Below are 12,671 nucleotides of genomic sequence, written 5' to 3' on the forward strand. Positions count from 1 at the left end.
TCTTCACTATCATTATTCTTCTTTATTTTTCTTCTTTATTCTTCATTATTATATTATGAATGGTATTAGGATTAGACTCAGGAATACTCTTAATGTCTGTAATAGTAGCAGTAGCTGCATTAGTAGCATTCGTTAATGCTGTAGTTATCCCTGAGGCTGGTTCGTGGTTCTTGGATGCTGTAGTTAAGATGCCTAAGTTCGATTATAAGTTCCAGAATGGAGAGCAAGGTAATGATAACTGGGTAATGTACAGGAATCTAAGGACAGTGGCATTTCTAATAATAGCAGTAGCATTAACCTATGCAGTAATCATACTAATAGGAGAGGAGTTTGAGGTATACAGGAAGGGAGAAGCATTCGCAATGCTATCAAAAGGATTGCTTATAATAGTATTCATATTCACATTTCCTCCTATCTGGGATCTCTTTGCCTCTGGTATGGAAGGATTAGCAAAGTATGTCTTAAATCCTTCTAATCCGAACCAAGCAAACAGACCAATAAGCACTTTAGTTCAGATGATAGGAGGAATAGTTCCTCCTAACTTTGATTGGACTACAATAATTAATGGGTTAACTGATCCTAACTCATTCCAAGGTTTCTTCAGAGATGTATTCCTAGCAGTATTCAAAGCTTTCATTGCTGCTCTATTAATGTTCTTAATGTTTGTGATAGGGACAGTAAGGATAGTATTGACAGGTGTATTAGCAATAGCATTACCCATAATCCTAGCATTCTCCATAGTACCATATTTATCAAGGGTAATGGATAGACTGAAGGATATCCTTATAGGGTTATCATTAGCACCATTACTATCAGCACTATCGGTCTCAGCAGGTTTAGCATTAATAAACTCTACAAACTTCTCTCCATTGCAGGAATGGTTAGCAGCTATAGCAGTAGCACTATTAGCGGTAACATTCCCTGTTATTACTGCTCCTGTATTAGGCTCTTTGGTAAGCACTGCCTCAACAATATTCACAGGTGGTATGCTTGCTGGTACACTATTTGGTGGTTCAGCAGTAGCAGGAGTAGCAACAGGAGCATATAGAGGTATACAAGCAGCTATGCAGACAGGAGTGATGAGTCCTTTAGGGATAGCAAGAGCAGCATTAACAGGTGCTGGTTCTGGATTGTATACAGGACTGCAAACAGGAACAGTAACCTCAGCATTAGAAGCAGCAAAGAGCATGGGATTTGCTAGGTTAGCAGAACCTTTGCATAGAGCAGAGCAGGTAGCAGTAAGAAGGTTAAGGGAAGCAGGACTAGAGACTGCTCATCAAATCATAGATAATTATACAGGTTCTTATGTTGAAGGGTTACTACCTAAACTAGCATTAGAGATACGTTATAGCAACGAAGATATACAGAATGCAATAAAGTATGCTAACAGAGTTAAAGCATCAGCAAGTAGAGGTGAATACTCAAAGATAACAGATGAGTTCACTAACATGACAGGTATTGCTATACACGATAAAGAGAGGTTTGGTAAGATGTATGCAGAGCAGATAGAAGCATATTCAAAGAATCCTGAAGCACTAGCATCAATCTATAGAGGGTTACAGAATTATAAGAATAAACCACTAGATGCAGATGATGTATCATCAACGATCGCTACTAGAGATATGACTAGAACATTAGCATCAGGTAAGTTTGGTATAGATATACCTAATCCAGAGTTTGAGGTTCTAGATAAGAAACACGGTGTGCCGAGTGAAGTAGAGTTAGCTTATAACCTCAAGTTAGGTATTGGTCATGAACTGGATGATATTGCAAGAGGTATAACAGATACAAATGTTAAAGCAGTTGATACACATTACACATTAGGGGATTTCTACGAAGGTATAGAGAATCGTCAAAGACTACTAGATGAGTTGAGGAGTGAGATAATTAGTTCGTTTGGTGATGAACCTAAGAATGAAAACTTTGTAAGACAATTTGCTGACTCAGTCATATCAGACTTGAGCAAGTATGACAACTATACGCTTGCTGGTCTGAAAGATAAGATAAAAGATATAGCAGAGAAAGGTTTGAAAGAGCATAGAAAGCATATAACTAGAGAGTTATTTGAGAAAGCAGATAAGATGCTACCTAACGTGCATATAAGAGAATTACTGAAAGATACTGAATCTAAATCTCAATAACTAACAACATTCTTATTTTTCTATATTATTTAATATCTTTTAAACTAAGTTCCCTTTCTCCATAACCGTAACTCCTAGTATATTTACCGTATCGCTTAAGCACCTCGTTCATTATTATCTTTTCAACCTGATAAGGAAGCAAGTCTGCTGATAGATCCAAGTCTAACAGTACCTCTAATTTCTTCCAACCTTCATGAGTAAACCTAGGTTTTGTGGTTAATAGATGCTCTATGTATTCTCTAACGTAATCCCTATTAGGATCTATATCAATCTCTGGATAGATACCTCTCTTGTATAATACTTCTGCATAGTCTATAAGCATATTTGCTAAACCGTAGTAATACGTTACTAACAATCTATTACCGCTATTAGTTTTCTTAATATACTCCTCATAGAATGCTCTTATCTCATTTGTTAACTTTCTTACTCTCTTCATATCCCTATTTTTGAATGCTAATCCCCACTCTACTGCGAGAGGATAATACTTCTTGATAACAGGATACACCCACGTAAACATATCAAGAGCGAACTCGTCCTGTCTTGCTTCAGATTCAAACAATTCAGTAGATGGTCTTAGACAAGGATAAAATGCTTCTTTTACAAAGTGATCTAGAGTGCTAACCCATCTTCTTAAACCATCAACAAGTTCCTTCTCACCATCAAAGATTACTATCTTCCTTCTAATAGATGGTGTTATCATTATACCAACTATAGTATCTTTAATTTCATAGACACCGTGTCTATAATCATCTGGTTTGATGTTCGCTTTCTGGAAGTCATAATCACGCTCGTCTTTAAGATAAATTCTTAATGTTGATGCTAATTCAACTATCTTAGCGTAAATATCCCATTTCAATTCATTAAATTTATCTCTATGAGAGTATGAACTCTTAAGGAAATACCAACCTCTCGATACAAAGTATAACCATAACTCAGGCGGATAGGGTAGTTTCCAATTCTTTAACCACTTTGCACCTTTGAGTGTTTGTGCTACTTCAAACGCTTTTACAAACTTCTCATACTCCTCATCATCAATGATATATTTGTAGAAAATCTCTCTATTCCTATACTCTTTCTTATCAATTAACAAAGGATACCTGTCTAGTATCTCATCTACCTTCTTTATTCTAGTTTCCTTATCCCAAGGTTTATACGGCATATCTATAATATAATTGTAATAAATACAAAAGTTTTATGCTTCAAAGAAAGAAGATATTTTTAAAGTTTACGTTTTAAGATTAAAGCGTTTCTGCAAGACCTCAAAGATGCTTTTATCCTTCTCTATCAAGATGCAGTTACGCTTCAACTCTAAACATGCCTCTGCAGTTGTTCCTGTTCCTGCGAACACATCTAATACTGTATCACCTTCCCTGGTCAGTCTTTGTATTACATATTTAGCAGAGTATGTATCCTGCTTCCACTCATGTAATGACTTATCTGGCTTAGGAGCTACTATAGCATCTTCAATAGCATGCTCTATATTTATAAAAGGTTCTTTCTGGAATAGAAGGATAGGTTTCCACTTCTCTATGATAGAACGTTTATGAAATATAAGATTGCTATCAGGCATATACATTGCTATAGTCCAATAGTATCTTAAACCTTCAACCTTGAATATCTCAAATATCTCTGGTAGGTATTTTACACCATACATTAATGCTATGAAAGAGGATGGTCTTAATACTCTAACAGCTTCTTTAGCAAAAACCTCCAAGTCATCAAGGTAATCTTGACTATAAGGTGGATCAGTAAAGATTAGATCAATGCTATTATCCTCTATCTCTCTAATCTTGTCTTTAAAATCACCAAATAACAGTCTAACAAAGTTAGTATTATCATTATTCCTAATAGGTTTAACCTTCTCTTTTGCTTGCTTCTCCTCAACCTTTTTAATAATAAAAGAGAGGTTATCTGACTTCTCAAATAACTCCTTGATAGTATTATCCTTCTCTGCTAGCTCTAATGCTCTTAATCCTTTCTTCAGACGGCTATTAGATATGTTTAACATCTTAGCTACTTTCTCTATAGACCTCCCTTTCTCCGTTGTGGTCCCATGAACCACAACGGTTACGCTAGCGATATCGTTAGTGATATTAGTAGTATTATTACTACAGTCATCTTCACTATCATTAGCGATATTCTTATTCTTAAACTGCTTTAATGCTGATAATTGCCTTAACCTTGCTCTCTCTTGCTCTATCTTAAGCAACTCTCTAGCAATCATAACCTTCTGAATATCATTTAGATGTCTTCTCTTAAGATTTAATGCTATTACACTCTCTTTCTCTTCTAGTCTATCATTAAAATTCCTGATAACTACAGGGACTTTTGAGATACCTAACTCTTTAGCAATCTGCAATCTAGTATAACCATCTAAGAGATGTTTATCTTGATTAATTACTAGAGGAACTACTATTCCTCTCTCTTGGATATCTCTCTTCAGGTTCTCATACTCAACGTTACTGACTCTTGGTAACAATCTTTTGTATTCATCGTTTATAACAATCTCTTCTATTGCTATCTCTTCTATTGCTATCATCAGACTATAATTATAGAATAGAATGCTTGATGAGATGATAAAGAGAGAATGCTCTAGATACGGTATATCTTTTAATGACCTCTTATCTTTACTGCTTAAGAGGATAGAGAAGGTAGGTATAGAAGAGTTCTATAAAGAGATAAAAGCGTTGTCAGAGTTAGACTCTAAGCGCTCTTATTTTCTAGAACAGATAAAGATTAGGGATTGGATAGAGAGGAATATTCCTCGTGATAAATACGTCTTCACAGATATAGACTATTTAGCAGTTACATTTGATTCTGCATTAAGAGATAAAGGAGTATTCTCTGATAGGTTTATGCTCTTAGAATTCAAATATGGTAACAGACCGTTCAGATTAGGTTTTGCACAGATGAAGAGCTTTGATGCTCTTGATAAAGTATTAAGAACAAGCAGGTTATCAGAGCATTATCTTGGATTTTATGTAATAACGCTTGATGATATGAATATAGATAATGCTGAAAAGATATACATAAACAATAAAATAGTTAATAAAGAAGAGTTGAAGAGGTTTTTGATGTTTAACGGAGATTATTAATAGTAGTAGTAATAAATGCTTTGTGGCTTAATTATTTGTTATTAGCCATCTCATCTAGACTTTACATTCAATCCTATAGATTTACTATCATATTGTATATGTATGCTTTAGTAATAAGCTCTTTAACTATAGTATTCATATTTTTAGCCATACAATACTCCCCATATAATCTTTTGAATGTTGAGAATGCTGTCTAATCATTAATCTCTTACCATATCCTACAATCTTACTCCATATCTCTTCTCCATACTTATTTATCATCTTAACAGTATTCCTTCTCTCTGGCGGTCCTCTATCTACTCTTGCATTCCTTCTAGGCTTGATGAATGCTTTTATCCCTATACTCTTAATTTTATGATCTATATGAATCATAGGCTCCATCCATATATGCTTTAGTTATTACTCTATGCTTAGATGCTTCTCTAATAAGCTTATTTATAACCTTAGATTCATGAGTATCATCAGTAGTTATATCCATAGATATTATCTCTTTTGTCTTAATATCTATAGATAGCAAAGTGTATCTTGATATATCTTCTTCCTTCCATACATCCTTTCAACCCATCTATACATTTATGTACTCTTATACCACTTGCATCTATAGCTATTGCTACTGGTTCTTTAGAATCTCTTAATTTATAGTAAGGCTTTAGATCAAGTTTAAGAATACGCTTCCTAACCCATGAGTAGTCTATTGATAGCTTTGGTATTAGTCTATTCAATGCTCTTGTAAATCCTTCTAATTGTCTATATGGCATAGAGAAGATATAACGTGTTATAGTTATGAATAAGATATAGCTATTAGTGATCTTAAAAGGACTACCTTATTATTATTATTACTATTCATAGCTTTAAGCTCATGATCATAAAACTTAAGGAGATCAAGACTAAATAAATAATATCTCACCACGCCTAATAAGCTTATTATCAATAGCTTTCCAGTTCATAAATAGAGATAAGAAAAGTGAAATTAAAAGGATTAAGCCACAAAGCATTAATTATATATTTAATTAGTTTAAAAGTTAATAGATTAACTATAAAATGATTTAGATGATGTCAAGATAAAGTCTTACCTTTTTGTTAAGGATATTTGAGCAATTCCATCTTATTCTTGTTAATAGTATTAGATTATGTCTGCACTTGCTCTTTGATAGGGTTAGGGAGTCAAGGGTATTTAGGAGGAATAAAGTTAGTCTAGAGGTTAAGGTACTTGCAGCAGTGATCTACTCCTCTGGATTATCATACAGGAAGATCTCTTCTCTTGCTTCTCGTATGAGGCTGTAAGGCTAGTATAATGCATTAAACAGTATTACCAAATCCTAGCGTAAGCATTAGATGCATAGCTGTTGATGAGACTGAGTAAGCTTTGCAATGAGCATATCTGTCTACATAAGGCTCTAGAGATGTTGATAGCAAGGAGCTTATAACATAGAGTATCCTTCACTAGATCAAGCTTAGATGCAGAGCTCTTTCTAAAGGATGTGCTTCAGTACTGTGAGAATAAACCACTAATTATAGTAGATAAAGGTCCTTGGTACAAGGATGCATTAAATTTTAAATTTTAAATTTTAAAGACCTTTCTAGAATAGGCATGAACCCTAAAGGGCATGAGACCTTCGGTACAAGAAACAGCATAGAAAGGTGGTTTGGTATACTAAAAGCCAAGCTTAAAACATTCTATAACCGCTTCCCAGCTAACACAACAATTACATCAATAACCAACTTCCTAAAAGCCTAGCCATCTATAACTGCTACTTAATGGATTATCTTGACATCATGGATGGTTGAAACGTAAAAATTAAAATAGCTGAAAAATTCGGAATTTAGACCATGGAAGAACTAATAGAAAGGGTCAGAGGGGCCTGGAGGGTCATACGAGATTATCAGGCTGGGCATACCGTCGAGGAGGATGCGTTGAGGTCGGCCTTCGTCACGCTCAGGGATAGCTTGGAGCGCTGGTACGTCGAGCTCGTTGCGAAAGCGGTTGGGAAAGTGAATCAGAACACTTTGAAGGACCTTCTAACCATCTTAGAACCGATTATACGTAATATATATAACGTTCGCGCAGCTCTAAACCTATGCCTGGTCGCCCTTGACCTCTTCCATTCGGATGAGAGGCTAAGAAGGAGTTTTGTGGTTCTCACGTTGGCTAACGCGCCTCCTATCGAAGGTCTGGTAACATCAATGGAATACCTAGAGAAATCCAAGTAAGGCGAGTTCGCCCTCCGGCTTTGGAGGGGTTCGACGGATGTTACAAAGACGACGTCGACGGTCAAGTCGGAAACTAAGCCGTTCGCCGGTATGAGGTTTGTAGGGGAAACGCCGAATGTAGTTGCAGTCGACGATAGGGGTTCGCTTCAGCCCGTTGTATAACGGTTTAAAAGGGGATGGTTGTAGAAGTCTACTAGGGTTGAAGGGGAGGGAGAGCGGGTGAAGAAACTGGCCGAGATAGGTTAAGGACTTCAGTTGCTCAGAGTTCTTCCTCACGGCGAAGTGAGTTCCGGGCTACGATTCCGTGAAACTCACTGGCCCCGCTACCGTGGTAACGTCGCCCCTCTAGAAGAAGCGATCTAGGCTCTTTCTCCAAGAGGTCAGCAAGATCTCCAGGATCCTCCTCCTGGCCTCCTCCACCCGCTCGGGGGGCACCAGGCTGTAGAGCACCTTGTTGAACTCCGCATCGTGGTGCCTCTTCCCCAGCTTCAGGTGAACCAGCTCGTGGATCAAAAGATACCTTAGCGCATCCTCATCCAGCCCCAGGAGTTGGGAGTTAATCACCACTTCCCTCCTGCGAAGGTGGGCCGCGGCGGCCTTCGTCTTATAGGCCCTTAACCTGAGCTTTACGTCGCCGTCGTAGCCCACCAGCTTCTTGCACTCGGCCAGCAGCCCCCTCAGCGCACGCCCGTCCAACTCCCCACCGACCTCCTGACGTACTCCATGAGCTCCTCGGCTAACCTGCTCTTCTCCACCGTATTTACCCCCTTAAGCTCCCTGAACAGGTCCTCTAGCAGGCCCACCTTGAGCCTCTTCTCCTCGCTTTCGTGAAGTAGCCTCGGGCCGAGCGGCAGGGCGCTCAGCTCTCTCGAGAACCTCTCCAGCCTGACCTCCACGCCGTACCTCTGCCTTACGGCCAGCCTCACATCTGAGAGCACCCTCTCGTAGGGCCCCAGCTCCCCCGCCTTTCTCATGTACTCCTCCACCTCCGAGCTCAGCCTGGCCAGCTCCGCGATCACCTCCAGCTTCCTGCTTACGAGCCACTCCTCCTCAAGCCTCTTCAGGCGCTCGTAAAGGTACCTGTGGACGGGGTTGGCCAGCTCCAGCTCCAGCACGCTCCTGAGGCTCAGGAAGGCCTCGGGGGCCACCTCGGACATGGAGCTCTCAAGCCTCCTCCTAAGCTCCTCCAGGCTGGCTTGGTCTAGGCTCGAGGCGTCCAAGGTCGCCTCTTTCACTAGGCTGAATTCGGGTATCTCGGTCCTCTCCTGCACGTAGGCCAGGAGCCTTTCCCAGAAGCGCTTATCGGGGATTCTACCGGCCCTAAGGCGGCTCCACACGTACTCGTACAGGCCCAACACCAAGTTGTAGTCCTCCACGTAGTCCAGCTTCTCGGGGTAGGAGCCCAGGGCTCTGTAGAGTCTCACCACCTCCCTCATGAGCTCGAGCGTCCTGTAGACCTCTGGCTCAGGGGCGCTTAGGGCGAGCAGGTTGAGCGCGCGCTTAAGCTCTTCCTCGCGTTGCTCGATTAAGGCGCCCTCCCCTCCCCTGAATACCTCCTTCAACTCATCTATATCTATGGTCACGGCCCCAGCTCTTGTCCTGATCCCCGACCTTAGCATGGACTTGAGGTTCTTCAGGTCCTCCTGAAACTCCTGGAACATAGAGCCCAGGTCCCTTAGCATCGACCTCCCTAGGTCCTCGGCCACTTCCCTGTCCCCGATCGCTTCGAAGGTGAGCAGGGCTTCCCTGACGTGCCTCAGTAGCCCCACGGAGTCCACCACTAGGCCAAAGCGCTTCTCACCCCCCTCTGCCCTGTAGGGCCTGTTTACCCTGGCTATGGCCTGAAGGAGCCTGTGCTCGTAGAGGGACTTATCGAGGTACATCACCCTGAGCCTGGGGAAGTCGAAGCCCGTTATCAGCATGTTCGTCACGATCAGGACCCTGGGCTCATCCCTCTCCTTGAAAGAATCCTGTATTAGCTTGTTCACCTCCTCAGCCTCCCCCAGGCTTCTCCACCTTTCCAAGAGCTCCCTCCTGAACTCCTGAATCTCCTGGGGGTCGTTATGAGAGTAGGTCATGACGACCTCGCTCCACCCCCTGCTCGAGCTGCCGTACCTCTCGGCCAGGGCCTCGTCCAGGGCCCTCTTCATCCTGACGCAGGCGAGCTTGCTGGCCACCACCACCATCGCCTTGTACCTGAAGCCCTCCGTATCCCCTTCTATCCTCTTGGCTATGTGCCTGGCCAGGGCTTTCAGCCTCTCTGGGTTCTCCAGGAAAACCCTTATCCTGTTCAGCCTCCTCCTGATGTCCTGCTTTGTGATCATGGGCTCGTAGGAGGCCTCTCCCTCCTCGGCCTCCTCGGCCAGCTCATCCAGGCTGCCTAGCGCCTCGGCCTCCCTGACCCATCCGCTCACGATGTCCCTCAGCTCCTCCTCGCTCACGTTAAGTTGTGACCCATGGGCCTCGGCCACCACGTGGTACACCAGGGGCACGGTGTAGCCATCCTTTATCGAATCCCCGACGAAGTACCTGTGCAGGTAGAGCTCGCCCTCATCTGGGTAGGCGAACTCCCTGAAGGTGTTCCTTTCAAACTTGAAGACGGGGGTTCCCGTAAACGCCACCCTCACGGCGTTGGGCAGCTTCCTGAGCATCGTGGCGGCCAGGACCCCGTATTGGCTCCTGTGGGCCTCGTCCACCAAGACGAGGACCTCCTTCTTCCTCACCTGAGGGATTTCGGCCAGCCTCTCGGGCTGGAACTTCTGCACGAGGACGACGTATACGCCCCTCTTGATCGCCCTTCCCCTGGCCTCGCTCTCAGCCAGCCCCCTCAGCACCCCGGCCAACTCCTCGATGGTGCTCACCACGTTTATGTTCTCGAACCCCGTGGCGTCCAGGTCCGCGATGAACTCCTCGTACAGCTGCCTCTGTAGTTCTAGCCTGTCCACGATGAAGAAGACCACCGGGTCCCTCTCGTGGTACCTCTGGTAGAACTGGTGCGCGATGAAGAACATGGTGTAGGTCTTGCCGCTGCCTTGCCAGTGCCATATGAGCGCCCTGTTTCTCCCCTCGACGCCCTCCAGATACCCCCTGATCCTCTCCATGGCCCTCTCGGCAGCCCAGAACTGCATGTACCTAGCCACGATCTTCTTGTCCTTGCCCTTGAAGAACGCGTACCACCTGATGAGCTTGAGGAGCCTCTCGGGCCTTAGCAGGTCAAGTATGTCATACCTCGTGCCATCTCCCTCAACCCCCCACTTGGTGTAGGGGATGGACCTGCTGGCCCGCTGGCGGTTGGGCAGGGCTGGCCTGTAGACAGAATCGCTCCTGCCCACGTAGGCCACGGCCAGCTGGGCAAACCTGAATAGTTCTGGAGAGTTGGACTCATATCTGGCGAGTTGCCCCAGGGCCTCTTCCAGCGCGTCTGGCTTCAGGGAGGCCTTGGCTTCTAAGACTACGAGCGGGATGCCGTTGACGTATAGGACGACGTCGGGCCTGGAGTTCTCGGGCCAGCCCTGGAATTCTACCTCGTGGGCGTAGCAGAGGCTGTTCCTCTTGATGTCCTCGTAATCTATGAGCCTGACGTTGACGGGCACCCCCCTGACCCTGATGCTGATGCCTAGCTTCAAGAACCTCAGGATGTGCATATCCTCCGCCCTCTCCAGCAGGTCCCTGACGCTGCCCTCGAGCTCGCTCAGGACGCCCCTGAAGGCCTCCTCGCCAAACCTCTTCCTGAGTTCCTCTAGGACGTCGCTGTTGATCTCCCTGAGCCTATCAAAAAGGATGGACCACTCGACCACGCTACTCCTAAAGCCCCTGATGCCGCCGTCCGTCCAGCCCAGTCCCTCTAACTCCTTTAGCAGGGCCCGGACTTCCTCGGCCTCCTTAACTGGAAGGCTCATGATGTACCCTGACACGGATCTTACCAGACAACAGCAACTCCATCAAGCCACGCTTAACCCTCTCCAATTTCTCTCTACGCATCTCTTCAAGCTCGATCCAGCGATCGACTGTAAGTAGAACCTCAGCGATTTTTTGTTGCTCTGGAAGAGATGGAAGTGGTATTTTAAGCCTCTCAACAACTTCCTTGGGGATCCTTTGCCTTCCAGTCGTTCCTCTCATAGAGAACTCAAGAACTTTTCGAAACTTATTAAGTTTCAATATATAGAATAAAAAGAGCCCGTCAATTCCTTCACAAACAATTGGGAATACCTCAGTCGTTGCAAACGCAAATCTATTGGGTACATTAGGCGGAACTATACCTTGTTTACCATTTTCAAAACAAGGGGTTATTTTAGGAAGTAATAAGTCACCAGCTTCACAATACACATAACTCCTTACATGTTTTATATCTCGAATTTCGTAGCTTGCAAAAATCGCATTGTCCGGGATAAGATCCATTGTTATGAACGCAACTTTATCAAACCAGCTCGGCCTCTTAATTCCCCTAATCCGGGCAACTCCTTTATCGCCTAATCTTACTATTCTCCACTCCCTTGGTATCTTCCCTATCTCCGTTTCTTGGGACTCCCTGTGTCCTATGCCCTTCGTTAATAATTCCTGCATCAGGGCTTTCTTGAGCTTCTCGAGCTTCTCGATGAGCCTCTCGGTCTCCTCGATAGCCCTATCAGTAGTTGATAAGACCTCAGCGATGCCCCACTGCTCCTTGAGGGGAGGAAATGGTATCTGGAGATCTTTCACTAAATCATGGTTTAGATGCAAAACGTTTGTTCCCTGGGCGAAACTCCTCATAACTTGTCTGATTTTATTCCAAGTAAAGAAATAGAAGAAGAACTTAGTATCAATAGCCCTCTTCGGAGTTATTTTTGTTAAATCCATGGAGAATACTAATTTTTCTCTTTCATTAGTGACAAAAAAATTGTCAATATATAGAGGAGCGCCTATAATGAATCCCTTACTCATATCGGTATTTGCTATTAACAAATCTCCTTTGTTAACAAAGAAACGAGCTTCTATCTCCAAAGCATCTTTAAGATAGAGAATTTTACTATCCTTTTTCTTCCCTCCTTCTTTTTCTAAATTGTCTATTGTGATAAATTTAATGTACGTTGGACTTTCACTAATATCTCTTTTTCTGTAGGAAAATCCCCGTTGAAACTCCAATAAATCCTTTATCTTTACTATTTCCCATTCTTTTGGTATCTTCCCTATCTCCGTTTCTTGGAACTCCTTTTCCCTATAAAACCCTGCTATTAGTGGCATCCCA

12 protein-coding genes are annotated in these 12,671 nt (G+C 43.2%); 4 read left to right on the forward strand and 8 right to left on the reverse strand.

What is annotated here, in order from left to right:
- Positions 1 to 92: 92 nt before the first annotated feature.
- On the forward strand, positions 93 to 2,141 hold the full coding sequence (locus tag CRG89_RS07555) for a hypothetical protein (protein WP_103287653.1): 2,049 nt from the start codon (positions 93 to 95) through the stop codon (positions 2,139 to 2,141).
- Positions 2,142 to 2,166: 25 nt separating this feature from the next.
- On the opposite strand, the gene CRG89_RS07560 is transcribed toward CRG89_RS07555, so the two are convergent.
- Positions 2,167 to 3,300, reverse strand: coding sequence for a hypothetical protein (locus CRG89_RS07560; RefSeq protein ID WP_103287654.1), 1,134 nt, complete (start codon positions 3,298 to 3,300; stop codon positions 2,167 to 2,169).
- Between the two features lie 66 nt (positions 3,301 to 3,366).
- Complete coding sequence (locus CRG89_RS07565) at positions 3,367 to 4,680, reverse strand: DNA methyltransferase (RefSeq protein WP_103287655.1); 1,314 nt, start codon at positions 4,678 to 4,680, stop codon at positions 3,367 to 3,369.
- A 22-nt stretch (positions 4,681 to 4,702) separates the two neighbouring features.
- On the opposite strand from CRG89_RS07565, the gene CRG89_RS07570 reads away from it, so the two are divergent.
- Positions 4,703 to 5,236 (forward strand): hypothetical protein, encoded by a 534-nt coding sequence (locus tag CRG89_RS07570; RefSeq protein WP_103287656.1) that lies wholly within the window; start codon positions 4,703 to 4,705, stop codon positions 5,234 to 5,236.
- Positions 5,237 to 5,371: 135 nt separating this feature from the next.
- On the opposite strand, the gene CRG89_RS07575 is transcribed toward CRG89_RS07570, so the two are convergent.
- From CRG89_RS07575 to CRG89_RS07580, 3 genes are read right to left on the reverse strand one after another with little or no spacing between them, the layout of a single operon-like run.
- Positions 5,372 to 5,608, reverse strand: coding sequence for a hypothetical protein (locus tag CRG89_RS07575; RefSeq protein WP_103287657.1), 237 nt, complete (start codon positions 5,606 to 5,608; stop codon positions 5,372 to 5,374).
- Positions 5,589 to 5,714 (reverse strand): hypothetical protein, encoded by a 126-nt coding sequence (locus tag CRG89_RS09200; protein WP_425430389.1) that lies wholly within the window; start codon positions 5,712 to 5,714, stop codon positions 5,589 to 5,591. Before CRG89_RS09200 ends, CRG89_RS07575 begins: the two co-directional genes overlap by 20 nt.
- Positions 5,715 to 5,733: 19 nt before the next feature.
- On the reverse strand, positions 5,734 to 6,045 hold the full coding sequence (locus CRG89_RS07580) for a transposase (protein WP_103287658.1): 312 nt from the start codon (positions 6,043 to 6,045) through the stop codon (positions 5,734 to 5,736).
- 331 nt (positions 6,046 to 6,376) lie between these two features.
- On the opposite strand from CRG89_RS07580, the gene CRG89_RS08865 reads away from it, so the two are divergent.
- Both CRG89_RS08865 and CRG89_RS07585 read left to right on the forward strand, forming a co-directional pair.
- Positions 6,377 to 6,520, forward strand: coding sequence for a hypothetical protein (locus CRG89_RS08865; RefSeq protein WP_158648788.1), 144 nt, complete (start codon positions 6,377 to 6,379; stop codon positions 6,518 to 6,520).
- 546 nt (positions 6,521 to 7,066) lie between these two features.
- Positions 7,067 to 7,447, forward strand: a complete 381-nt coding sequence (locus CRG89_RS07585) for a hypothetical protein (protein ID WP_103287659.1) — start codon at positions 7,067 to 7,069, stop codon at positions 7,445 to 7,447.
- 345 nt (positions 7,448 to 7,792) lie between these two features.
- Here CRG89_RS07585 and CRG89_RS07590 read toward each other — a convergent pair whose 3' ends face one another.
- Genes CRG89_RS07590 through CRG89_RS07600 form a run of 3 tightly spaced genes read right to left on the reverse strand, consistent with a single transcriptional unit; the run spans position 7,793 to position 12,667 of the window.
- Positions 7,793 to 8,143 (reverse strand): SprT-like domain-containing protein, encoded by a 351-nt coding sequence (locus tag CRG89_RS07590; RefSeq protein WP_103287660.1) that lies wholly within the window; start codon positions 8,141 to 8,143, stop codon positions 7,793 to 7,795.
- Positions 8,125 to 11,346, reverse strand: coding sequence for a type I restriction endonuclease subunit R (locus CRG89_RS07595; RefSeq protein WP_103287661.1), 3,222 nt, complete (start codon positions 11,344 to 11,346; stop codon positions 8,125 to 8,127). Before CRG89_RS07595 ends, CRG89_RS07590 begins: the two co-directional genes overlap by 19 nt.
- Complete coding sequence (locus CRG89_RS07600) at positions 11,330 to 12,667, reverse strand: restriction endonuclease subunit S (RefSeq protein WP_103287662.1); 1,338 nt, start codon at positions 12,665 to 12,667, stop codon at positions 11,330 to 11,332. Before CRG89_RS07600 ends, CRG89_RS07595 begins: the two co-directional genes overlap by 17 nt.
- Positions 12,668 to 12,671 lie beyond the last annotated feature (4 nt).

This window comes from Candidatus Nitrosocaldus islandicus (assembly GCF_002906215.1).
GTDB lineage: Archaea > Thermoproteota > Nitrososphaeria > Nitrososphaerales > Nitrosocaldaceae > Nitrosocaldus > Nitrosocaldus cavascurensis.